The sequence below is a fragment of the Azospirillum endophyticum genome, assembly GCF_016595245.1.
In the GTDB taxonomy this organism is placed as follows: Bacteria; Pseudomonadota; Alphaproteobacteria; order Azospirillales; family Azospirillaceae; genus Azospirillum; species Azospirillum endophyticum.
Genome location: NZ_JAENHM010000051.1, coordinates 73,454 through 94,787 on the forward strand (window position 1 = coordinate 73,454; position 21,334 = coordinate 94,787).

The 21,334-nt window shown below is 70.2% G+C and carries 21 protein-coding genes; 12 read left to right on the forward strand and 9 right to left on the reverse strand.

What is annotated here, in order from left to right; genetic code table 11:
* Window positions 1–202: 202 nt before the first annotated feature.
* Genes JHL17_RS17105 through JHL17_RS17115 form a run of 3 tightly spaced genes read left to right on the forward strand, consistent with a single transcriptional unit; the run spans window position 203 to window position 3,029 of the window.
* On the forward strand, window positions 203–682 hold the full coding sequence (locus JHL17_RS17105; RefSeq protein ID WP_200194823.1) for a hypothetical protein: 480 nt from the start codon (window positions 203–205) through the stop codon (window positions 680–682).
* Window positions 682–2,067, forward strand: coding sequence for a tripartite tricarboxylate transporter permease (locus JHL17_RS17110; protein WP_247893616.1), 1,386 nt, complete (start codon window positions 682–684; stop codon window positions 2,065–2,067). The genes JHL17_RS17105 and JHL17_RS17110 overlap by 1 nt, the downstream gene beginning before the upstream one ends.
* Window positions 2,068–2,108: 41 nt before the next feature.
* Window positions 2,109–3,029, forward strand: a complete 921-nt coding sequence (locus tag JHL17_RS17115) for a hydroxymethylglutaryl-CoA lyase (protein WP_200194825.1) — start codon at window positions 2,109–2,111, stop codon at window positions 3,027–3,029.
* A gap of 4 nt (window positions 3,030–3,033) precedes the next feature.
* On the opposite strand, the gene JHL17_RS17120 is transcribed toward JHL17_RS17115, so the two are convergent.
* Window positions 3,034–3,684 (reverse strand): TetR/AcrR family transcriptional regulator C-terminal domain-containing protein, encoded by a 651-nt coding sequence (locus JHL17_RS17120; RefSeq protein ID WP_200194826.1) that lies wholly within the window; start codon window positions 3,682–3,684, stop codon window positions 3,034–3,036.
* A gap of 113 nt (window positions 3,685–3,797) precedes the next feature.
* Here JHL17_RS17120 and JHL17_RS17125 point away from each other — a divergent pair, with 113 nt between their 5' ends.
* Window positions 3,798–4,436 carry an MSMEG_1061 family FMN-dependent PPOX-type flavoprotein gene (locus JHL17_RS17125; protein ID WP_200194828.1) on the forward strand — a complete coding sequence of 213 codons (639 nt, stop codon included), beginning with the start codon at window positions 3,798–3,800 and terminating at the stop codon, window positions 4,434–4,436.
* Window positions 4,437–4,455: 19 nt separating this feature from the next.
* On the opposite strand, the gene JHL17_RS17130 is transcribed toward JHL17_RS17125, so the two are convergent.
* From JHL17_RS17130 to JHL17_RS17155, 6 genes are all read right to left on the reverse strand, one after another.
* Window positions 4,456–5,253, reverse strand: a complete 798-nt coding sequence (locus JHL17_RS17130; protein WP_200194829.1) for an ATP-binding cassette domain-containing protein — start codon at window positions 5,251–5,253, stop codon at window positions 4,456–4,458.
* An 11-nt stretch (window positions 5,254–5,264) separates the two neighbouring features.
* Complete coding sequence (locus JHL17_RS17135) at window positions 5,265–6,587, reverse strand: sugar ABC transporter permease (RefSeq protein ID WP_200194830.1); 1,323 nt, start codon at window positions 6,585–6,587, stop codon at window positions 5,265–5,267.
* Window positions 6,587–7,657 (reverse strand): D-xylose ABC transporter substrate-binding protein, encoded by a 1,071-nt coding sequence (xylF, locus tag JHL17_RS17140; RefSeq protein ID WP_200194831.1) that lies wholly within the window; start codon window positions 7,655–7,657, stop codon window positions 6,587–6,589. The genes JHL17_RS17135 and xylF overlap by 1 nt, the downstream gene beginning before the upstream one ends.
* Window positions 7,658–7,896: 239 nt before the next feature.
* Complete coding sequence (xylA, locus tag JHL17_RS17145; RefSeq protein ID WP_200194832.1) at window positions 7,897–9,219, reverse strand: xylose isomerase; 1,323 nt, start codon at window positions 9,217–9,219, stop codon at window positions 7,897–7,899.
* On the reverse strand, window positions 9,216–10,667 hold the full coding sequence (gene xylB / locus JHL17_RS17150) for a xylulokinase (protein ID WP_200194834.1): 1,452 nt from the start codon (window positions 10,665–10,667) through the stop codon (window positions 9,216–9,218). The genes xylA and xylB overlap by 4 nt, the downstream gene beginning before the upstream one ends.
* A gap of 25 nt (window positions 10,668–10,692) precedes the next feature.
* A complete protein-coding gene (locus JHL17_RS17155; protein ID WP_200194835.1) occupies window positions 10,693–11,748 on the reverse strand; it encodes a LacI family DNA-binding transcriptional regulator in 1,056 nt (351 codons plus the stop codon).
* A gap of 301 nt (window positions 11,749–12,049) precedes the next feature.
* On the opposite strand from JHL17_RS17155, the gene JHL17_RS17160 reads away from it, so the two are divergent.
* Window positions 12,050–13,897 (forward strand): DEAD/DEAH box helicase, encoded by a 1,848-nt coding sequence (locus tag JHL17_RS17160; RefSeq protein WP_200194836.1) that lies wholly within the window; start codon window positions 12,050–12,052, stop codon window positions 13,895–13,897.
* A gap of 59 nt (window positions 13,898–13,956) precedes the next feature.
* Here JHL17_RS17160 and JHL17_RS17165 read toward each other — a convergent pair whose 3' ends face one another.
* Complete coding sequence (locus JHL17_RS17165) at window positions 13,957–14,931, reverse strand: LysR family transcriptional regulator (protein WP_247893608.1); 975 nt, start codon at window positions 14,929–14,931, stop codon at window positions 13,957–13,959.
* Window positions 14,932–15,054: 123 nt separating this feature from the next.
* Here JHL17_RS17165 and JHL17_RS17170 point away from each other — a divergent pair, with 123 nt between their 5' ends.
* The 4 genes from JHL17_RS17170 to JHL17_RS17185 all read left to right on the forward strand — a co-directional run bounded on the left by JHL17_RS17170 (window position 15,055) and on the right by JHL17_RS17185 (window position 18,486).
* Entirely contained in the window at window positions 15,055–15,909 is an 855-nt protein-coding gene (locus JHL17_RS17170; RefSeq protein WP_200194837.1) for a hypothetical protein, read from the forward strand.
* Window positions 15,910–15,951: 42 nt separating this feature from the next.
* Entirely contained in the window at window positions 15,952–16,536 is a 585-nt protein-coding gene (locus JHL17_RS17175) for a YceI family protein (RefSeq protein ID WP_200194838.1), read from the forward strand.
* Between the two features lie 248 nt (window positions 16,537–16,784).
* Window positions 16,785–17,786: a glutathione S-transferase family protein gene (locus JHL17_RS17180; protein ID WP_200194840.1), complete on the forward strand. Its 1,002-nt coding sequence runs from the start codon at window positions 16,785–16,787 to the stop codon at window positions 17,784–17,786.
* Between the two features lie 28 nt (window positions 17,787–17,814).
* Window positions 17,815–18,486, forward strand: coding sequence for an alpha/beta hydrolase (locus JHL17_RS17185; RefSeq protein WP_200194841.1), 672 nt, complete (start codon window positions 17,815–17,817; stop codon window positions 18,484–18,486).
* Here the strand turns inward: JHL17_RS17185 and JHL17_RS17190 are convergent.
* The gene (locus JHL17_RS17190) at window positions 18,451–19,599 is read right to left on the reverse strand and encodes an NnrS family protein (RefSeq protein ID WP_247893609.1); all 1,149 of its coding nucleotides are present in this window, start codon (window positions 19,597–19,599) and stop codon (window positions 18,451–18,453) included. The two genes, JHL17_RS17185 and JHL17_RS17190, sit on opposite strands and share 36 nt — an antisense overlap.
* Window positions 19,600–19,720: 121 nt before the next feature.
* Here JHL17_RS17190 and JHL17_RS17195 point away from each other — a divergent pair, with 121 nt between their 5' ends.
* From JHL17_RS17195 to JHL17_RS17205, 3 genes are all read left to right on the forward strand, one after another.
* Entirely contained in the window at window positions 19,721–20,437 is a 717-nt protein-coding gene (locus tag JHL17_RS17195) for a Crp/Fnr family transcriptional regulator (protein WP_200194842.1), read from the forward strand.
* Between the two features lie 101 nt (window positions 20,438–20,538).
* On the forward strand, window positions 20,539–20,790 hold the full coding sequence (locus JHL17_RS17200; protein WP_200194843.1) for a DUF1858 domain-containing protein: 252 nt from the start codon (window positions 20,539–20,541) through the stop codon (window positions 20,788–20,790).
* A complete protein-coding gene (locus tag JHL17_RS17205; protein ID WP_200194844.1) occupies window positions 20,772–21,272 on the forward strand; it encodes a hemerythrin domain-containing protein in 501 nt (166 codons plus the stop codon). The genes JHL17_RS17200 and JHL17_RS17205 overlap by 19 nt, the downstream gene beginning before the upstream one ends.
* The last annotated feature ends 62 nt before the right edge of the window (window positions 21,273–21,334 follow it).

Consider the following 21,334-nt stretch of genomic DNA (forward strand, 5'->3'; position numbering starts at 1 on the left):
GGGGGAGGGTGAGGGGGAATGCGAGAATCCGGAACCGTATGGTTTCTTGGACCACCCCTCACCCTTCCCATGGCGATGCCATGGGCCCCTTCCCTCTCCCGGGGCGGGAGAGGGATGTAATGCCTGCGACTGGGGCTAACGCAACCGGCGGGGCCGGGCGGTTTCACTGCGGCGCGGTCCAGCCCAATGAAGAGGAAACGCAATGAAGACGGGACGATTGATAGAGGTCTGGGGCGACACGGTCGACAGCGTCCATCTCGGCTGGGCGATGGCGATCGGCTGCGCCATCAGCCTCGGTGCCTTCCTGCTGGCCAACCGCATCCTGGCCGGCCTCGTCGCGGCGCCGGAGATGGCGCGGGCCTATTCCATGCTGGTCGGGCTGGCCGGCTGCCTGATGGCCGGCGCGCTGTGCGCCCGCCTGTTCCCGCCCAAGCGCGAGGTGGTCGACCGGGCCGCCGATCCGGCCTGGCGGGAGACGCTGATGGCCGAGCTGCGGGCGGAACCGGGCGGCTTCGGCCGGCTTGCCGACCTGCCCCCGGCGGCGGTCGCCGAGTTGAAGGAAATGGGACTCTACGACCTGTTCGCGGCGGAGGAAAAAGCGGCGGCGACCGCCCAGAGCGGGCCGGCCCTCCGCTCCGACAGCCTTCGTGCAGAACCGGCGGCGCGGGAGGCGCGGGCGTGATGGAACTTCTTCTGAACGATTTTCTCTGGGCCGCCGGCATGGGGCTGGTCGGCGCCGTGCTGTTCGCCGGCATCGGGCTGGTATCCGGCACCGACGAGACCACCACCATCGCGCCGCTGACCCTGCTGGTCGTCCTGCTCGGCGTGCCGCCGGCCGGCGTCTTCACCTTCTTCCTCGCCAGCGCGGTCGCCAAGCACATGACGCATGCGGTGCCGACGGCGCTGCTCGGCATTCCCGGCGACACCATGGCGATCCCGCTGATGCAGCAGGCGGGCGTGCTGCGCAACCTGGGCGTTCCACACATCGCCCTGCGCAAGATGGTGTCGGGCGCCATCATCGCCGCCTTCGTCGCCGTGCCGCTGGCGGTGCTGTTCGCCGTCCTGCTGGCCCCCTTCGGGCCGTCGATCACCAAGGCCGCCCCCTGGATCTTCGTCGCCGCCGCCGTCGCCATCGCCTATTTCTCGGCCGGGCGCTGGGCGTCGGTCGTCGCCCTGTTCCCCTTCGTTCTGGTGATCGTCGCCCTGCAGGGGCTGACCGCCAAGTTCGGGGTGAAGCTGAGCATCAGCTATTTTCTCGGCATCGCCATCGGGCCGCTGGTGGCCGACCTCTTCTCCGTCCTGTCGCCGGCCGACCGCAAGCGGATCGAGCGCGACCGCGTCCGCAGCTTCGCGCTGGCTCCCGACGTGAAGAGCTGGGGCGGCTATTTCCCCAACCCCTTCAAGGTTCTGGACGCCTCGCAAATCCGCTGGACGCTCGGCACCGCGGCGGTGTCCAGCGCCACCTTCGTCTTCAGCCCGGTCGCCATGACCGTGCTGCTGGGCGAGGTGGTCGGATCGCGGGTCCGCCATGTCTACCACCGCATGACCACCGTGCTGACCGCCCGCAACGGCGTCACGGAATCGACCTACATCGCCGAAGCGCTGATCCCGCTGATCGCCTTCGGCCTGCCGCTCAGCCCCGTCGCCGCCGGTCCGGCCGCCCCGCTGTTCAACGCGCCGCCGCGCTTCAGCGTCGATGCCGCGACCGGGCAGGTCAACAACCTGCACAATCTGCTGACGAACTGGGAGTTCCTGGGCTACGGGCTGCTGGCGGTCGCGCTGGCGGCGCTGGTCTCCTACCCCTTCGCCATGAACTACGCCCGCAGCGCCGCGGCCTTCGTCGCCCGCCGCCTGAGCCATGAGGCGATCATCGCCACCTTCTCCGGCCTGATCCTGGTGATCGGCGTGTGGGAAGGCGGGCTGATGGGGCTGCTGGTGATCCTCGCCATCGGGCTGGTCGGCGGGCTGCTCTACCGGACGCTGGGCTTCAACACCGGGGTCCAGTTCATGGGCTACTACACCGCCGTCCTGACGGTTCCCGCCCTCACCAAGCTGATCGGCGTCTGACGCCTGCCGCGCGGACCTTCCGAAAAGAAGCGAGAGTTTTCATGCCTGTCCCCTCCCATGTCCGCCTCGTCGAGGTCGGTCCGCGCGACGGTCTTCAGAACGAAAAGCAGCCGGTGTCCGCCGCCGCCAAGATCGCGCTGATCGACCGGCTCAGCGCCGCCGGGCTGCGAACCATCGAAGCCGGCAGCTTCGTCTCGCCCAAATGGGTGCCGCAGATGGCGGACAGCGCCGCGGTGCTCGCCGGCATCCGCCGCCTGCCCGGCGTCTCCTATCCGGTGCTGGTCCCCAACATGACAGGCTTCGAAGCGGCGCTGGCCGCGCAGGCGGAGGAGATCGCGGTGTTCGCCGCCGCCTCGGAGGGCTTCTCCCGCCGCAACATCAACTGCTCGATCGCCGAGAGCCTCGACCGCTTCGCCCCGGTCGTCGCGGCGGCGGCGCGCACCGGCATCCGGGTCCGCGGCTATGTGTCCTGCGTGCTCGGCTGCCCCTATGAGGGCGCGGTCGCCCCGTCGGCGGTGGCGGCGGTGGCGCGGCGCCTGTCGGCGCTCGGCTGCTACGAGATCTCGCTCGGCGACACCATCGGCGTCGGCACGCCGGCCGCCGCCCAGGCGATGGTCCGCGCCGTCGCGGAGCATGTGCCGGTGGAGCGGCTGGCGGTCCATTTCCACGACACCTGGGGACAGGCTCTGGCCAACATCCATGCCTGTCTCGAACTGGGGGTCGCCGTGGTGGACGGCGCCGTCGGCGGGCTCGGCGGCTGCCCCTACGCCAAGGGGGCGAGCGGCAACGTCGCGACCGAGGACGTCGTCTATCTGCTGGACGGGCTCGGCATCCGCAGCGGCGTCGATCTTCCGGCGCTGGTGGCTGCCGCCGATTTCATCTCGCGGGAACTCGGCCGCGAGCCGGGCTCGAAGGTCGCCCGCGCGTTTCTCGCCAGGACCGCTTCGGAGGGCGCGGCCTGAACGGTCAGGAGGGCATGACGGCCTTCAACCCGTCGATCAGCCGGTCCAGGCCGAAGCGGAAGCGGGCGTCGTCGTCGTCCGAGGCCAGTAGTTTTACGGTGATGGCGGCGTTTGGATAGCGCGCCGCCTGCTCCGCCGTCAGCCGTTGTGCGACCTGCATCAGGTCCACCCCTTCCCCCTCCTCGTGCCCGTGCCCGCCGGGAGGCGGCGTCGCCGCCTGCTCCTCGATGGTAAAGCCGAGCACGAAATACTGCACCGTAAACAGCGTACGGACGGCCAGCCGCTCATCGGCACCGGCGGCGCGCAGTTTCGCGATGATCCGGTCGCTGATGCGCAGCACATTGTCCAGCGCCGGGAAGGTTCCGGCAAAGACCCGTGCCCCATCGCGCCGTGACTTCAGGGCACGGCGGAACTCGGTCGCCACCGCCCGCAGCCACCCATCCCAGGGCATTTCCTCTTCGGGCAGAACCATCTCCGCCAGCAGCGCGTCGGCCATCGCGTCGAGCAACGCCTGCTTGCCGGCGAAATGCCAGTAGAGCGACGGTGCCTGAATCCGCAGGGCCGCGGCGAGCCGGCGCATCGTCAGCCCATCCACTCCCCCGTCGTCGAGCAGGGCCATCGCGGCGTCGATGATGTCCTGTCGCTGCACGCGCATCGCCATTTTCCCCTGCCCTTTCCGCAACGGTTGACAATCTAACGGCGTTAGATGAAATCTAACAACGTTAGTTTGGCAGCGGCGCCGCATCGCGGCCCGGCAGAGGAGGCATCATGGATCCCCATCGCATCCACACGGTCGAGGCGCTGCGGCGGCTTTACGACATGCCGACCGAGCGCATCGTGAAGATGAGCTTTCCGTTCCTGGACGATCACTGCCTGCGCTTCGTCGCGGAATCGCCGCTGGTCTTCGTCGCCACCCTGGCGGAAAGCGGCATGGACTGTTCGCCGCGCGGCGGGCGTCCCGGCTTCGTCCTTGCCGAGGATCGCCGCACGCTGGCCCTGCCCGACTGGCCCGGCAACAACAAGCTGTCGTCGATCACCAACATCCTGACCTCCGACGGGGCGTGCGGGCTGGTGTTCCTGGTGCCCGGGACGGATGTCTTCCTACGGGTCAACGGCGTCGCCACCGTCACCACCGACCCCGCCCTGCTCGGCCGGCTGACGGAGCAGGGGCGCATGCCCAAGGCCGCCATCCGCCTGTCGGTGCGGGAAGCCTTCTTCCATTGCGGCAAGGCATTGCGCCGGTCGCACCTGTGGCAGCCCGACGCCTGGTCGGTGCCGCAGGACATGCCGTCGCCCGGCCAGATGGTGAAGGACCAGTCGGGGCTGGCGGAGCTGTCGGTCGAGCAGATCGACGCGATGTACGAGACGGCGCTGTCCGAACAGCTCTACAGCGAGCCGGAGCACTGATGCCGCAGGGGGAGCCTGGTCAGGCGGCGGCGCCCGGTCCGGGAACGGCACCCGGCGGGCATTTGCCGAGAATGATCATCCCCAGCACCTCGTCCTTCGTCATGTCCGACACCCGGGCGGTGCCGACCAGCTTGCCGTTCTTCATCACATGGATGCGGTCGGCCAGGTCGAACACGTCGTGGATGTCGTGGGAGATCAGGAAGATGCCGATCCCCTCCTGCTTCAGCTGCTTCACCAGCTCGCCCACCTGCTGGGTCTCGGCGGGACCGAGGGCCGCGGTCGGCTCGTCCATGATCAGGACGCGGGCGTCGAAATGGATGGCGCGGGCGATGGCGACCGACTGGCGCTGGCCGCCGGACAACGCCTTCACCGGTTCCTTGAAGCGGCGGAAATGCGGGTTGAGGCGGCCCATCACCTTGCGCGCCTCCGCCTCCATCGCGTGGTCGTCCAGCGTGCCCCAGGCGGTCAGCTTCTCGCGGCCGAGGAAGATGTTGGCGGCGGCGTCGACATTGTCGGCCAGCGCCAGCGTCTGGTAGATCGTCTCGATGCCGCAGCGCTTGGCGTCGCGCGGGCTGGTGATGTGGACCGGCTCGCCGTTCACCCGGATCTCGCCATGGTCGGCGGCATAGGCGCCGGACAGGATCTTGATCAGCGTCGACTTGCCGGCGCCGTTGTGGCCGAGCAGCCCGACCACCTCGCCGGGGTAGAGGTCGATGCTGACGCCGTCCACCGCCTTGATGCCGCCGAAGGCGATGGAGACGTCGCGCATCTCCACCAGCGGGGGCGTCGCCGGGATTGCCGTTGCGAGAGCGGTCATTTGAGCCCCCATCATTTCAGGCCTTTGCGATAGAGCGTGTCGACATAGACCGCGGCGACCAGGACGAGGCCGACGACGATGTTCTGCATCGGCGCGTCCACCCCCAGCAGCACCATGCCGGATTGCAGCGACTGCATCACCATGGCACCCAGCATCGCGCCGAGGATGGTGCCGACGCCGCCGGCCATCGAGGTGCCGCCGATGATCGCCGCGGCGATGACGTACAGCTCGTCCAGCGTGCCGTTGGCGTTGGTGGCGGCATTCAACCGGGCGGTGGCGATGCAGGCGGATAGGCCGCACAGCGCCCCCATCAGCCCGAACACCATCACCATCACCCGCTTCGTGTTGATGCCCGACAGTTCCGCCGCCTCGGGATTGCCGCCGATGGCGAAGACATAGCGGCCGAAGCGGGTGCGCCGCGACAGGAAGGTCATCCCCACCCCCACCGCCACCGCGATCAGCACCGGGATGGCGAAGCCGTGGGCGACGAAGGGAAGCCCGCCGTCGGTGGACAGCCCTTGCGCCTCCATCATCCGGCGGACCACCGGGACGGGAAGCGGATAGGCGTTGACCACCAGCACCGCGCCGACGATGGCGGCGGCGACCAGCAGGATCACCACCCCCTCCGCCCACAGCGGCCGGACGGGGAAGCCGAAGCCGGCCCGTCGGCGCCGCGTCACCAGGATGGCGGCGACCGAGAGCAGGACGGCGGCGATGCCGACCATCCAGCTCGGCCCGGCGCCGATGGCGCCCTCGAACCCGCCGCCCAGCCGCTTGAACGCCCCGTCCATCGGTGCCACCGTCTGGCCGGTCGTCACCCACCAGGCGGCGCCGCGCCAGACCAGCAGCCCGCCCAGCGTGACGATGAAGGAGGACACGCCGAGATAGGCGATGATGGCGCCCTGAACCGCCCCCACCGCCCCGCCGACGGCGACCGCCGCCAGCACCGCCACCACCCAGGTCAGCGGATTCTCGAAGCCCCAGATCTCCGGCAAAATGCGGGCCTGGAGCACGCCCACCACCATGCCGGTGAAGCCCAGGATGGAGCCCACCGACAGGTCGATGTTGCGGGTGACGATGACCAGGACCATGCCCGTCGCCATCACGGCGACGGACGCGGTCTGCACCGACAGGTTCCACAGGTTGCGCGGAGTCAGGAAGGCGCCGCCGGTCAGGATGTCGAAGCTGATCCAGACGATGGCCAGCGCCCCGATCATCCCGACCATGCGGGTGTCCAGCTCCAGCGCGCGCAGGGCGTCGCCGATGCCGGCCCGCCGTCCTACCGGCGCTTCCGAGGAGGGTGCCGGGGACAGGGTGGTGGACGGTTCCGCCATCAGTTGCAGGCCTTGACGCTGCCGGGTTTCACACCCTGGCACACCACGTCCTTGGTGACCCAGCCGGCATCGATCACCTGGCCGAGGTTGTCCTTGGTGATGGCGATGGGGGTGAGGAACAGCGAGGTCATCTTCTGCTTCTTCGGACCGCCGTCGAAGGTCGTGGCGCCGGCGACGTCGGTCATCTTCTTGCCGCCGGCCAGATCCATGGCGATCTCGGCGGCGCGGCGTCCGAGCTCGCGGGCGTCCTTCCACACCGACACCGTCTGGGTGCCCAGCGCGATGCGGTTCAGCGCCGCCTTGTCGCCGTCCTGGCCCGACACCGGCACGGTTCCCGCCAGCCCCTGGGCCGCCAGCGCGGCGACGGCGCCGCCGGCGGTGCCGTCGTTGGAGGCGACCACGGCATCGACCTTGTTGCCGGTCTTGGTCAGGATCTGCTCCATGTTCTGCTGGGCGATCGCCGGCAGCCACTTGTCGGTGTAGGCCTCGCCGACATTCTTCACGTCGCCGCGGTCGATGGCGGCCTTCAGCACCTCCATCTGGCCGGCGAACAGGAAGTCGGCGTTGGGATCGGTCGAGCTGCCCTTGATGAAGGCGTAATTGCCCTTGGGCTTCATCGCGAAGACGCTGCGCGCCTGGAGCCGGCCGACCTCCTTGTTGTCGAAGGTGATGTAGAAGGCCGACGGGATCTCGATCAGCCGGTCGTAGCCGACGACCGGAATGCCCTCGGCCGCCGCCTTCTCCACCGCCGGGCGGATGGCGTCGCTGTCCTGGGCCAGGATGATCAGCGCGTTGGCGCCGCGCGAGATCAGCGATTCGATGTCCGACAGCTGCTTGGCCGGCGAGGACTGGGCGTCGGCCGACAGATACTTGCCGCCGGCCTTCTCGATCACGGCCTTGATCGCCGCCTCGTCGGTCTTCCAGCGCTCCTCCTGGAAGTTGGACCAGGACACGCCGACGGTGGCGCCGGCGGCCAGCGCCGCCGTCGAGGTCATGGTGGCGGCGGCGGCCAGCGTCAGGAACAGGCCGGCGGCGGTGCCCTTGATGGCGGTGGTGAGGCGGTGCTTCATCGTGTTTCCTCCCTGTGTGGCCGTCCGGTTGCGGCGGCCTTGTTGATCGACGAGAAGTCTCCCAAATCCCCCTCTCCCCCCCCGGGGAGAGGGTCGGGGTGAGGGGGATGCGAAACGTGGATTCGGTGGAGAGCGCGAAGAGGGGGATTCTTGAAGATCCTTGCCGTGCGACCCCCTCACCCTAACCCTCTCCCCGGGGGGGAGAGGGGATACTGTCCCGGAGAGGACTCCGTTTCGGCTCAGACGTAGCGGTTGACGACGTTCTCCAGATACTCCTGCCGGCCGGAGCGCGGCTGGGGGTTGAGGCCGGAGGTCAGCGCCCGGTCGGCGAGTGTGGCGAGGTCGCGCTTGCCGGACAGGATCGCCTGCCCCTCGGCGCCGTCCCAGCCGGCGTAGCGCTCGGCCAGCGGCTTGGTCAGGGCGCCGTCCTCCAGCATCTGCGCCGCCTGCAGCAGGGCGCGGGCGCAAGAGTCGATGCCGCCGATGTGGCCGTGCAGCAGGTCGGCGGGGTCGAGCGACTGGCGGCGGATCTTGGCGTCGAAGTTCAGGCCGCCGGTGGTGAAGCCGCCGCCCTTCAGGATGTCGTGCATCACCACCGTCAGCTCGCCGATGTCGTTGGCGAACTGGTCGGTGTCCCAGCCCAGCAGCGCGTCGCCGCGGTTCATGTCGAGCGAGCCGAAGATGCCGAGCGCCAGCGCCAATCCCACCTCGTGCTGGAAGCTGTGGCCGGCGAGGATGGCGTGGTTCTGCTCGATGTTCACCCGCACGTCGGCCAGCAGGTCGTAGCGTTCCAGGAAGCCGTAGACGGTGGCGACGTCGAAGTCGTACTGGTGCTTGGTCGGCTCGCGCGGCTTCGGTTCGATCAGGATCGGGCCGTCGAAGCCGATCCTGTGCTTGTGCTCCACCACCATCGCCAGGAAGCGGCCCATCTGGTCGAGCTCTCGCTTCAAGTCGGTGTTCAGCAGCGTCTCATAGCCCTCGCGCCCGCCCCACATGACGTAGTTGGCGCCGCCCAGCGCATGGGTCGCCTCCAGCGCCGCGCGGACCTGACCGCAGGCGTAGAGGAAGACGTCCGGGTCGGGGTTGGTCGCGGCACCCGCCATGTAGCGGCGGTTGGAGAACAGGTTGGCGGTGCCCCACAGCAGCCGGACCTTGGCGGTCTCCATCTTCGCCGCAAACAGGTCGGTGACGGCCTTCAGGTTGTCGACGCTCTCGACCAGCGTGGCGCCTTCCGGGGCGGCGTCGAGGTCGTGGAAGCAGAAGAAGGGGATGTCGAGCAGGCGGAACATCTCGAAGGCGACGTCGGCCTTGGCGCGCGCCGCCGCCATCGGGTCCTGGCCGGGGCGCATCCAGGGGCGCTGGAAGGTCTCGCCGCCGAAGGGATCGCCGCCCGGCCAGCAGAAGCTGTGCCAGTAGCAGGCGGCGAGCCGCAGATGCTCCTCCATCCGCTTGCCCAGCACCACGCGGTCCTTGTCGTACCAACGGTAGGACAGCGGGTCGCGGCTGTCCGGTCCGCGATAGGCCACCGGGGACAGGTCGCCGAAGAATGGGGCGGTGCTCAAGACGCGAACTCCTTGGCAAGGGGGTAGAGCCGGCGCCAGCGCAGCCAGGCCTGGCTGTACGCTTCGGCGCGGGCCGGATCGGGGGTGAAGGTCTCCAGGCGGCGGGGCTTGCGGCAGACGGTGGCGGGGGCCTCCCCGGTCGCCGCCATGCGGCCGAGATGGGCGGCGCCCAAGGCCGCGCCCACCTCGCCGTCCTCGATGCGGTGGATGGTGACGCCGAGCGCGTCGGCGCAGATGCGCGCCCACAGCCGCGAGCGGGAACCGCCGCCGGCAAGGTCGAAAACCGTGGGGGCGCCCTCCCCCAGCGCCACCAGATTGTCGCGGGCGGCGAAGGCGACGCCTTCCAGCACCGCCTGCACCAGCGCGTCGCGCCCGGTCTCCGCCGACAGGCCGGCGAACAGGCCGCGGACGGTGGCGTCGTTGTGGGGGGTGCGTTCGCCCGACAGGTAGGGCAGGAAGGCGACTGGCGAGGGGCCGTCCACCGCATCGCCCAGCGGGGCCAGCAGTTCCGGCTCCGGCGCGCCGAGGGTGGAGGCGGCCCAGGCCAGCGAGGCGGCCGAGGACAGCATGACACCCATCTGGTGCCAGACGCCGGGCAGCGCGTGGCAGAAGGCATGGACCGCCATCGCCGGGTTGGGCAGGAAACGGTCGGTCGTCCGCCACACCACGCCGGAGGTGCCGAGACTGAGGAAACCGTCACCGGGCGTGATGGCGCCGAGCCCGACGGCGCTGGCGGCGCAGTCCCCCGCCCCGCCCGCCACCACCGGCTGTTCCCGCATGCCCCAGCGGCGGGCGAGATCGGGCGACAGCCGGGCGACGGCGTCGGAGCCTTCGGCCAGATCCGGCATGTGGGCGCGGGTCATGCGGGTGGCGGCCAGCAGGTCGTCCGACCAGTCGCGCCGGCCGACGTCCAGCCACAGGGTGCCGGAGGCGTCCGACATCTCCTCCACCATCGCGCCGGTGAAGCGCCAGCGGACATAGGCCTTGGGCAGCAGCACCTTGGCGAGGGCTGCGAAGACCTCCGGCTCCTCCTCCGCCACCCACAGCAGCTTGGGCGCGGTGAAGCCGGGCATGGCGATGTTGCCGCTGAGGACGCGGAGCGTCGGGAGGGTTTCCTCCAGGGTCGCGCATTGGCGGTGGGAGCGGCCGTCGTTCCACAGGATGGCGGGGCGCAGCACCCGGTTGTCGGCGCCCAGCAGCACCGCGCCATGCATCTGGCCGGAGAAGCCGATGCCGAGCACGCCGGCGAGATCCGACGGCTGGCGTTCGGCCAGTTCGTCGACCGCGGCGATGGCGGCGGCGACCCAATCCTCCGGCTCCTGCTCCGACCACAGCGGATGGGGGCGGGAGACGGTGCAGGGGCGGGACGCGCTGCCGGTGACGGACCCGTCGGCGTCGGTCAGAACCGCCTTGACGCTCGACGTGCCGATGTCGATCCCGAGAAACATGACTATCGACCTTCCTTGATGCCCGTCAGGGCAGGTTGTCGCGTAGGATGACCTGGACCCGGATATGCTCCTGCGCCGCGACGATCTCCTGGCCCGCAACCAGGGCGTGGAGCACCCGCACCATCGAGCGCGCCTCGTGCCCCGGATCCTGGGCGACCAGGGCGGCGAAGGTGCCGTCCAGCAGCATGCGGCGGGTGGCCGGCGTCAACTCGTGCCCGACGCAGAGGATCCTGCGGGCAAGCCCGGCCTCGGCCAGTGCCTCGCCGATGCCGACCGAGCCTTCGCCGGTGTTGTAGATCGCCACCAGGTTGGGCGTGTCGGCCAGCATGCGGCGGACCAGCTCGCGGTTGCGGTCGGGATCGTCGCGGCCTTCCACCGGGGTCAGCCGGATCAGCTGGGGATATTCCTCCGCCAGCACCTGACCGAAGCCGAAGCGGCGTTCGGCATGGTCGCGCAGGCTGCCCGCGCCGGTGACGATGCCGACGGCGCCCCGTTCATTGCCGCGCGGCGGACCGAGGAAGCGGCCGACCAGCGATCCGGCGGTGCGGCCGGCGGCGATGTTGTCGATGCCGACATAATGCTGGCGCCGCGAGGACGGGGCGTCCGACACCAGCGTCACCACCGCCATGCCGGCTTCGACCAGATCGTCGATGGCCGCACGGATCCGCGGATGGTCGAGCGCCACCAGCGCCACCGCGTCGAAGCGGCCCGGCAGCGCCGCCAGTTCCGCCGCCAGCCTGTCGGCGTCGAACACGTCGGTCTCGACGATCTCCACCCCGATGCGCCGGGCACGGAGCCAGTCGGCCTGGGCCCGGACATTGTCGGCGATGTCCATCATGAAGCGGTTGCCGCCGCCCGGCAGCACCACGGCGAAGCGCCAGGAGCGCGACCGGGCCAGCTCCGCCGCCGCTGCCAGCGGACGGAAGGCCAGCCGCTGCACCGCCTCATGCACCTTGCGCGCGGTCTTGGCGCTGACGCCGGGCCGGCCGTTGACGACCCGGTCGGCCGTCGCGAGGCTGACGCCGGCAGCCGCCGCCACGTCGCGCAGGGTCGGGGGTGCATCGTTGGCATGATTGTTCATGCAGCAAACATATTCCTGCGATTTGAGGTGCGCAACTCAAAAATTGAGGTGCAGTTCGCGCATCGCCTTTCGGCCGAACCGCCCGGATGTTGAGTTGTCTGACTGCCGGAGCCGCTCAGGTACGTACGTCAGTATGCGTCGGCCGGCCGCCATCAATGGGCTTAGGCGGCGCGAATCGCTGCCCCCGACCGGGCACCGCGCTACTCCCGATGGGGCACTTTACCTTCGATTGCACCCATGACCGGGGAACTCGCGGGAATTTAGGCTTGCTCCTCCCTCGTGGCACACGCAGCAGGGTGGAATGCCGCAGCTGAGAACCCATCAGCAACTGGTCAGCGCCATCGCCGACGCCATCGGCCAGCAGCAGACGGAAGTTCGCGACGTTCTGGCGGCGGTGACGCCCGGCGGGGGGAAATCGCTGTTGCCGGTCATCATGGCGGCGGCGTTGCACAAGGCCGGGCGGATCGACCGCGTCTGCTGGATCGTGCCGCGCGACAGCCTGCGCCAGCAGGCGGAGGAGGCCTTCGTCGATCCGCGCTGGCGCGAGGTATTGGGACACACCATCGCCCTGCGCGCGGCGGAGAACGGGCGCGACCTCTGCCGGGGCCTGCAGGGCTACATCACCACCTACCAGGCGGTCGCCGCCGCCCCCGACCTGCATCTGCAGGAGTTCCGCCGTCACCGCTACCTGCTGGCGGTGGACGAGCTGCACCATCTGCCGGCGGTCTTCGATACCGACCGGATGGCAGCGGTGGAGGAGGAGACGGCCTGGAGCCGGTCGATCCTGCCGCTGCTGGAGAACGCCTCGGCCCGGCTGCTGATGAGCGGTACGCTGGAGCGGGCCGATGGCCGGCCGATCCTGTGGCTGCCCTATCGCGCGCCGCAGGGAACCCGCAAGGTGCGGGAGATCGACTTCAAGGCGCCGGGCTGGGCGGTGGTCGGCTATTCGCGCCGGCAGGCCCTGGCGGAAAAGGCGATCCTGCCGGTCACCTTCGGCGCGATGGACGGGTCGGCCTCCTGGCTGGACGCCGAGCGGACCAACCGCTGGGTCGATGCCCTGTCCAAGGCGGGGGAGAACACGCGAGACGCCCTGTTCACCGCGCTGCGCACCGGTTTCGCCCAGGCGATGCTGCGCGAGGCCTACCGCTCCTGCCGGGAGCATCGGGCGAAGCGGCGGGCGGAACTGAAGCTTCCGGCGGGCCGCGACGATCCGGGGCTGGGCAAGCTGCTGGTCATCGCCCCGGACCAGGGGACGGCACGCTTCTATCTGGAGACGCTGCAGGGCTGGATGCCGAAGGCGCAGGCCGGGCGCATGGCGCGGCTCGCTATCTCGGAATGCCGCGACGCGCAGGAGGTGGTGGCCTCCTTCCGCCTGCGGCCCGAGCCGGCGGTGCTGGTCTCGGTCGCCATGGCCTATGAGGGGCTGGACGCGCCGTCGATCACCCATGTCGCCTGCCTGACCCACATCCGCTCCCGCCCCTGGCTGGAGCAGGCGATCGCGCGGGCGACGCGGGTGGACCCGCATGGCGGTCCCTACGACCGGCAGCGGGCGCTGATCTACCATCCGTCCGACGCGCTGTTCGAGCAGTTCCGCACCATGGTGGAAACCCAGCAGGGCACCCGCGCCATGGTGAAGACCCGCCGGCCCCAGCAGGAGCTGCCCTTCGAACGGTCGGCGGAGCGCGAACCGGAGATCATCCCGCTGGAGTCCAACGCCACCGCGCTGAGCTTCGCCGTGGTGGCGCCGGGGCCGGATTTCGGGTCCCACGCACGCGATCCGGGAGAGCTGCCGCTGACGCCGAGCGCAGCGGAGCATCACCTGCGCCAGCGCATCGGCCAGTTGGTCGCCGCGCAAGTGATCGAGGACGAGGACAACAACCTCGTCGCCGAGGGGCCGACCGGCTACCACATCTACAACGCGGTGTTGAAGCGGCTGATGAAGAAGGCGCGCTCCGAGATGACGCTGTCGGAGCTGGAGGCGACGGTCGGCTGGCTGGAGCGCAACCGGCTGTCCGACCACCGCCACCTGATCGCTGACGATCCGCAGTTCACTTGGTCCACCCGGCGGCGGGGGCAGACCATTCCGTATAGCTCCCTCTCCCGTCCCGGGAGAGGGAAGGGGCCCGCCGCGAAGCGGTGGGAAGGGTGAGGGGTGGTGCAAGGAACCGCGGTTCGGGAGCCTTGCTTTACCCCTCACCCTCCCCACGCCTATCGGCGTGGGTCCCCTCCCTCTCCCGGGACGGGAGAGGGCGTTAACCGGTCTTCCCGCCACGGACACCGTCCTTCCAGCAGGTCGCGTTCGCGGGTCAGCGCGTCGGCCATGAAGTCGAGGAAGGCGCGGACGCGGCCCATGTGGCGCAGATCCTCGTGGGTCAGCAGCCAGAGCTTGGCGTCGGCCTCCGCCATCGGATCGCCGATGCGGCGGAAGGCGGGGTCGCGGTCCACCACCCCGCAGGGCAACAGGCCGAGGCCGATCCCGGCCCGCACCGCCTCCACCGCACCCGCCACCGAGTTGACGCGGTAGCCGACGGACGGGGCCGGCACCATGCGCTTCATCCAATGGGCGAGGTTGGTGTGGTCGAAGGACTCGTCCAGCCCGACCCAGGGATGACGGTCGAGATCACCGGGACCGGGGGCGCCGGCCCCCCCCGCCCGCTCCAGGTAGGAGGTTGCGCCGTAGACGGCGAAGGCCAGCCCCGACACCGCCCGGCCGACCAGATTTTCCGGCGGCCGGTTGGTGGCGCGGATCGCCACGTCGGCCTCGCGCCGGGTCAGGCTGAGCGAGGCCTCCGCCGCCACAAGGTCGACCCGCAGCTCGGGATGGCGTCGGCGGAAGGCGGCGACGTGGCGCGGCAGGATGTAGAGCGTCAGGATGTCGACGGTGGTCACGCGCAGGCTGCCGCCGATCTGGGTGTCGCGGCCGGACAGCAACCGGTTGGCGGCGGCCAGATCCTCCTCCATCTTCTGCGCCACCCGGTGCATCTCGTCGCCGGCCGAGGTCAGCACATAGCCGCCGGGCATCTTGTCGAACAGCTGGGCGCCCATCGCCTGCTCCAACGCCGTCACCCGGCGCAGCACCGTGCTGTGGTTCACCCCCAGCACGCGGGCCGCCGCCGACAGCGAGCCGTGCCGCGCCACCGCCAGCAGGTACCGCAGATCGTCCCAATTATTTCCGCTTACCATTTATTCCCGCTCATCCATGCAGATGCTTTTTGCAAAACTCGCCAATTTGCGCTCACCAAAGCACAGGTTAGGGTCGCAACCAAGCGCAGCCTGCGCCACTCCACCCAAATCCGGCTGTCCCTTATGTCCGAGCTGCTTCAAGATCCCTTCGTCCAATCCAGCATCCTGCCCCTGCTGGTCGGCCTGGTCCTGGTCGGTGTCCTGCACCTGCTGCGGCGTCCGCTGGCGGCGGCCGGGATCGCGGCCGGCTTCCTCGCGGTCTTCGCGCTGGTGGTCGGCCTGCCGGCCCTGCCGCCGCCGTCGAGCATGGGCAAGCTGTTCTGGGCGTCGGCCGCCGGTCTGCTGCTGGGCATCGTTGCCGATACCGCCGGTGTCCGCGGCCGGGCCGCCTCGGCGCTGCTGGCTGTCTGGCTGGCCGCATCGCTGCTGTGGATCGCCCTGCCCGCCCTCGACTCCCTGGCGGCGGCCGTCAGCGTCGTGCTTCTGCTCGCCGCCGCGATGTGGGTCGCTTTTGGTCGCGGTTCGCAGACGCAAGGGTCCGAGAGGGGCGAAAGCCCGACCGCGCCGGCCGCCTCGCTGCTGGCGCTGGCGCTGGCCGTCGGCGGCACCGCGCTGATCGGCTCCTCGGCCTCCATCGCCCAGATGGCGCTGGCGCTGGCGGCCTCGGCCGGCGGCTTCCTGCTGTGGAACTGGCCGGTGGAACGCCATGGCTGGGGCCTGTCGGGCCAGGTGGCGACCGGCATCGCCGTGCTGCTGGCCGGCGTGCTGACCCTCTTCACCCAGGCGCAGACCGCCGTCCTGCTGCTGGCGCTGCCGGCCCTGCTGGCCGGCCATCTGCGCCGCTTCCTCCCCCAGGGCCATGGTCTCGTCGGCCGGGCCGCCTCGACGGCCGCCGTCACGGTGGTCGCGGTGCTGCCGGCGCTGGTCGCCATCGGCGCGGCCTATGCGCTGACCGACGGCGAAGCCTCGCCTTACTGATCCCCCTTCCATCAATCCATCCTGTTTTCCGGAGTCCAGTTCATGAAGAAGACCCTGTTTGCCGCCGCCCTGTTCGTCGCGACGGCGACCGGTGCCGTTTCCCCCGCCTTCGCCGCCCCGGTCAGCTACAAGATCGACCCGGCGCACACGGCGGTGGCCTTCATCGTCAACCATGTCGGCTTCTCCAACGTGATCGGCCGCTTCAACACGGTCGGCGGCGACGTCGTGTTCGACAAGGACGCCGTCGAGAAGAGCACGGTCACCGTCTCCATCGACACCACCAGCGTCGACACCAACCACGCCAAGCGTGACGAGCACCTGCGCTCGCCGGACTTCTTCAATGCGAAGGAGTTCCCGAAGATGACCTTCAAGAGCACGAAGATCGAGAAGACCGGTGAGAAGACCGGCAAGCTGCACGGCGACCTGACCATGCTGGGCGTGACCAAGCCGGTGGTGCTGGACGTCACCTTCAACAAGGACGGCGTCAGCCCGGCCAGCAAGATGGAGACCGCCGGCTTCTCCGCCCGCGGCACGGTCAAGCGCACCGAGTTCGGCATGAAGTACGGCGCCCCGGCCATCGGCGACGACATCCAGCTGCTGATCGAGGTCGAAGCGGTCAAGTCCTGATCGCCTGTATATGTCTCCCTCTCCCGCCCCGGGAGAGGGAAGGGGCCTACCGCGAAGCGGTGGGAAGGGTGAGGGATTAGGCACGGAGCCATGCGGTTCGGGAGTCTTGGACCACCCCTCACCCTCCCCACTTCGTGGGTCCCCTCCCTCTCCCGGGACGGGAGAGGGCTGTTACCGATTGTCGTAGGATGGAGGGGCCGGTTCGCCGGCCCCTTCGCATATCTGCAGGATGGACAGGAGGACCGGCGATGCCGCAGCTCGTGAACGGCGTTTGGGTGAAGGGCGACATCGCGGCCAGCGAGATCAAGGGCGGCGCCTTCCACCGCGAGCCGACCCGCTTCCGCGACCGGATCACGCCGGACGGCGCGCCGGATGCCGATGGGAAGCCGACAGTGCCGGCGGTGGCCGGACGCTATCACCTCTATGTCTCCTATTTGTGCCCCTGGGCCTCGCGCACGCTGATCTTCCGCGTGCTGAAAGGGCTGGAGGGGGTGGTCGGTGTGTCCGCCGCCGAGCCGGTGCTGGGCGAGGACGGCTGGGTCTGTGCCGAGGAACAGGACGGCGGACCGCGCGTCGGCCGCTTCCGCCATCACTACAGCCTTTACGTTGCGAGCGACCCGGCCTACACCGGCAAGGTGTCGGTGCCGGTTCTGTGGGACCGGCAGGAAGGCCGCATCGTCAACAACGAATCGGCCGACATCATCCGCATCCTGAACGGCGCCTTCGACGGCCTGACCGGCAACCGGCTGGACCTCTATCCCGAGCCGCTGCGGCCGGAGATCGACCGTTGGAACGAGACGGTCTATGCCAGCGTCAACAACGGCGTCTACCGCTGCGGCTTCGCCAAGTCGCAGGCCAGCTACGACGAGGCCTTCGACGGGCTGTTCGCGACGCTCGACCGGCTGGAGGAGCGGCTGTCGGCCAGCCGCTATCTGGCGGGGGAATATCTGACCGAGGCCGACTGGCGCCTGTTCGTGACGCTGGTCCGTTTCGACGCCGCCTATCACGGCGCCTTCAAGTGCAACCTGAGGCGGATCGAGGATTACCCGAACCTGTCGGCCTACCTGCGCGAGCTGTACCAATGGCCGGGCATCCGCGACACGGTGAAGCTCGATCACATCAAGGCCGGCTACTACACCAACCCGGCAATCAACCCGACGCTGATCGTGCCGAAGGGGCCGGCGCTGGACTTCGACCGCAGCCATGACCGCGACCGGCTGCCGGGCAAGGGGATCTGGCAGCGCGGGTGACGCCCCAACGGCAGGAAGGACGCATTTCATGAGCAGCAGCATCGCAGAGGGCTCCGACGATATCCTGCGCCTGGCCCCGGCCTCGGGTGCGGCGGCGCGGCGACTGGTCATCCTGCTGCATGGCGTCGGATCGTCCGGCGCCGACCTGATGCCGCTCGCCCAGTCCTGGCGGCAGGCGCTGCCCGGCACCGCCTTCGCGGCACCGGACGCGCCATACCCGTTCGACATGGGCAACGGCCATCAATGGTTCAGCATCGCCGGCGTGACGGAGGAGAACCGTCCCGGCCGCGTCGCCGCCGCCCTGCCCGCCCTGGCCGGGCTGATCGAGGCCGAACGGTTGCGGGCCGGCGTCACTCCGGCCGACGTTGCGCTGATCGGTTTCAGCCAGGGCAGCATCATGGCGCTGCATTTCGCCATGACCAGCCCGGAGCGATGCGGCGCGGTCCTCGCCTTCGCCGGCCGCATCGCCGCGCCGGTTCTGACACCGGACGGATCGGCCCGGCGTCCGCCGGTCCTGATGGTCGGCGGTGCGGCGGACAGCATCATGCCGCCCGCCGTGGTGCAGGCCGCCGCGGTGCATCTCCGCTCATCCGGCTTTGCGGTGGAGGAGCATCTGCTGCGCGGCGTTCCCCACACCATCACCGCCGCCGGGGCGCAGCTCGGCCTAAGCTTCCTGCAGCGCGTCCTGCCGTCGGCGTGACCGTCGCGGCCGGGTGAGCAGCACCGCGGCGGTCAGCAGCTGGCCGAGCGTCCAGCAGACCGCCGCTGCCGTCAGCAGCGTCATCGACGGCCAGCAGACGGCCGACACGCGCAGCATCGCCGCCATGGCGATCAGCGCGACGGCGACGGTCGCGGCGGGCGGGAAGCGCTCCGGCTCCGCTTCCCGTTGCAGGGTGGTGCGGATCATCATGGTGCTGGCGAGGATGCCGAGGGCGCCCACCCCCAGCATGTGCCAGCCGGCGGCGGGCGGCAGGCCGAACGGCGCCGCACCGGCGGTCAGCAGCCAGCCAGCGCCGAGGCAGAGATATCCCAGATGCAGGCTGGCGATCTCCGGCTGCCGCAGCAGCAGATGCGGCTTCCACCGGGCCAGCCGCAGGAGCGCGCTCGCCCCCGCCATCGCCGCCCCGGCGGAGCCGAGCGGCGGCAGCAGGCCGGTGGCGGCCGACAGCAGGCAGAGGCCGGCTCCGGCGATGCCCATCGCCTCCAGCCGCGGCTGGACGCGGTGTGCGAGGGTGATCCCTTGGCGGCGCAGGGCGCCGGCCGTCGCGGCGGGGATGACGCGCCCGCCCATGGTCAGCAGCAGCGTGGCGATCAGCAGCAGAGCGACGGGCCGGCCGCCGGTCGGGACAAGGCCCAGTTCCGACGTCCAGAACAGCGCTTCGGCAACCAGGAAGGCGCCGATCAGCGGACCGAATACCGCATTGTGCCCGCTGCGGCTGGTGCGCAGGAAGGGCAGGCCGGCGACGGCGAACAGCAGCACGGGATAGGCGAAGCCGATCGGCAGGGAGAATGCCGCCGGCAGGCCGCACAGCAGCGCCAGCCGCCCGCCCAGCCAGGACAGCAGGGCCGCCGCTGCCATCCGGCGCGTCAGCCGGGTCATCAGGAAGCCGCCGACCACCGCCAGCGCATAGCCCAGCGTCATCTCGTGGGCATGGACCGCCGGGGACCAGCCCGGCGGCAGCAGGCCGGCGAGCTGCGCCAGCCACAGCGGGACGGCGAGGGCCGCGTAGAGGGCCGCTGCCGGATACATCAGCCGGTGGACGCTGGTGACGGGGGAGGCGGCGGGCATGGCGATGGCTTTCGGCAGGGGCAAGCGCGCCAGTGTCGCCGATGGATGGAGAGCCGCGCTTTGAGCCGCAACAAATTCGCGCACGAATGGCTACACTGGGCCGGATAGAGTGTATGAGCCCCCGGACCGAGCCAGGACGACCGCCATGACCCCGCCCCCCGATCCCGCTTCGCTGCGCGGCATGCCGCTGTTCGCCGGCCTGGACGGTGCCGCGCTGGCGGAGGCGGTCGCGCTGGCCCGGCCGCGCCGCCATGCCCGCGGCACCGCCGTCTTCGCCCAGGGCGAGCCGGCGGCGGCGGGCCATGCGCTGATCGACGGGCGGGTGAAGATCGTGCAGACCGGTCCCGACGGGCAGCAGGTGGTGATGCGCTTCATCGGTCCCGGCGAGATGTTCGGGACGCTGGCGATCTTCACCGACGGGCTCTATCCGGCCGATGCGGTGGCCGTGGCCGACTGCGTCGAGCTGTCCTGGCCGGCGGCCACCATGACCGAGCTGATGGACCGCCATCCGGCCATCGCCCGCAACGCGCTGTCGATCGTCGGCGGCCGGTTGCGCGAGCTGCAGAACCGCCTGCGCGAGGTGGCGACCGAACGGGTGGAGCGCCGCATCGCCCATGCCCTGCTGCGCCTCGTCCGCCAGGCCGGGCGGCGGGTCGAGGCGGGGGTGGAGATCGATTTCCCGCTGTCCAGGCAGGATGTGGCGGAGATGACGGGGACGACGCTGCACACCGTCAGCCGCACCCTGTCGGCCTGGGAAAGCCAGGGCATCGTCGAGAGCGGCCGGCAGCAGGTGGTGATCCGCAAGCCGCACGCGCTGGTCGCCATCGCCGAGGATCTGCCGCCGGTTCCCAGGAGGGAGTGACCGTCGCCCATTCGATTGTTCGGGGGTTGCGGTGGCGCAAAGACCGCCGCCGGCCGGGCGGCTAGGGTAGCGGCCTGTCCCCGGCGCTGGAGCATGCCGCTATGAAGGTTTCCGATCCGGAGCTTTCCGATATGACCATGGCCGCGCTGATGAGCGGCCGGCCGGCGGTGGTGCCGGTCCTGCTGCGCCACGGCCTCGCCTGTCCCGGCTGCGCCATGGCGCCCTTCATGACGGTGCGCGAGGCGGCCGAGGCCTATGGGCTGGAGCTTTGCGCCTTGCTGGACGAGCTCGCCGCTGCGGCCGGCCGGCCGGCCTCTTCGACGGAGACCGTCCGATGCACACCGACAGCCTGACCGGCCGGATCCTGCATGACGACCACCACCGGGTGATGGAGTTGCTGGACCGGCTCGATGCTCTGTTCGCGCGCCATGGCGAGGACAGCCTGCCGGTGCTGACGGCGGAGGACCGGGATACCGTCGCCGCCCTGGCGGCCGAGCTGGACGGCGCGCTGGAGAGCCATTTCGCGGCGGAGGAGGCGCTGTTCCCGGCGCTGGCCGCGGCGGGTGGGCATGAATGGACGGCCGACCTGCTGGACGACCATGCGCATATGCGCCCGATCGCCCGCCGGCTCGGCCGGCTCTGCGCGCCCGCCCTGCGGGAGGGGTTCGACTGGGACAGCTGGCCGGTCTTCCGCGGCTTCGGCGAGGAGCTGGTCCGGGCTCTGGTCCTGCACATCCAGAAGGAGGAGACGACGCTGGTGCCGGCGACCGACGCCCTGCTGTCGGCCGAGGAGGATCGGATCTTCGCCGCCGCGATGGCGATGGCGGCCGGCTGAGCGTCCGACCCGCTCCGGCGTTTGTGCTGGAGCAAAGAAGGGGGCGGCGATCCGGGGTACAG

Bases quoted from the DNA above. Each gene is read 5' to 3' on its own strand.
- JHL17_RS17105 (WP_200194823.1), top strand. From the start codon at position 203: ATGAAGACGGGACGATTGATAGAGGTCTGGGGCGACACGGTCGACAGC.
- JHL17_RS17110 (WP_247893616.1), top strand. From the start codon at position 682: ATGGAACTTCTTCTGAACGATTTTCTCTGGGCCGCCGGCATGGGGCTG.
- JHL17_RS17115 (WP_200194825.1), top strand. From the start codon at position 2,109: ATGCCTGTCCCCTCCCATGTCCGCCTCGTCGAGGTCGGTCCGCGCGAC.
- JHL17_RS17120 (WP_200194826.1), bottom strand. From the start codon at position 3,684: ATGCGCGTGCAGCGACAGGACATCATCGACGCCGCGATGGCCCTGCTC.
- JHL17_RS17125 (WP_200194828.1), top strand. From the start codon at position 3,798: ATGGATCCCCATCGCATCCACACGGTCGAGGCGCTGCGGCGGCTTTAC.
- JHL17_RS17130 (WP_200194829.1), bottom strand. From the start codon at position 5,253: ATGACCGCTCTCGCAACGGCAATCCCGGCGACGCCCCCGCTGGTGGAG.
- JHL17_RS17135 (WP_200194830.1), bottom strand. From the start codon at position 6,587: ATGGCGGAACCGTCCACCACCCTGTCCCCGGCACCCTCCTCGGAAGCG.
- xylF (WP_200194831.1), bottom strand. From the start codon at position 7,657: ATGAAGCACCGCCTCACCACCGCCATCAAGGGCACCGCCGCCGGCCTG.
- xylB (WP_200194834.1), bottom strand. From the start codon at position 10,667: ATGTTTCTCGGGATCGACATCGGCACGTCGAGCGTCAAGGCGGTTCTG.
- JHL17_RS17155 (WP_200194835.1), bottom strand. From the start codon at position 11,748: ATGAACAATCATGCCAACGATGCACCCCCGACCCTGCGCGACGTGGCG.
- JHL17_RS17160 (WP_200194836.1), top strand. From the start codon at position 12,050: ATGCCGCAGCTGAGAACCCATCAGCAACTGGTCAGCGCCATCGCCGAC.
- JHL17_RS17165 (WP_247893608.1), bottom strand. From the start codon at position 14,931: ATGGTAAGCGGAAATAATTGGGACGATCTGCGGTACCTGCTGGCGGTG.
- JHL17_RS17170 (WP_200194837.1), top strand. From the start codon at position 15,055: ATGTCCGAGCTGCTTCAAGATCCCTTCGTCCAATCCAGCATCCTGCCC.
- JHL17_RS17175 (WP_200194838.1), top strand. From the start codon at position 15,952: ATGAAGAAGACCCTGTTTGCCGCCGCCCTGTTCGTCGCGACGGCGACC.
- JHL17_RS17180 (WP_200194840.1), top strand. From the start codon at position 16,785: ATGCCGCAGCTCGTGAACGGCGTTTGGGTGAAGGGCGACATCGCGGCC.
- JHL17_RS17185 (WP_200194841.1), top strand. From the start codon at position 17,815: ATGAGCAGCAGCATCGCAGAGGGCTCCGACGATATCCTGCGCCTGGCC.
- JHL17_RS17195 (WP_200194842.1), top strand. From the start codon at position 19,721: ATGACCCCGCCCCCCGATCCCGCTTCGCTGCGCGGCATGCCGCTGTTC.
- JHL17_RS17200 (WP_200194843.1), top strand. From the start codon at position 20,539: ATGAAGGTTTCCGATCCGGAGCTTTCCGATATGACCATGGCCGCGCTG.
- JHL17_RS17205 (WP_200194844.1), top strand. From the start codon at position 20,772: ATGCACACCGACAGCCTGACCGGCCGGATCCTGCATGACGACCACCAC.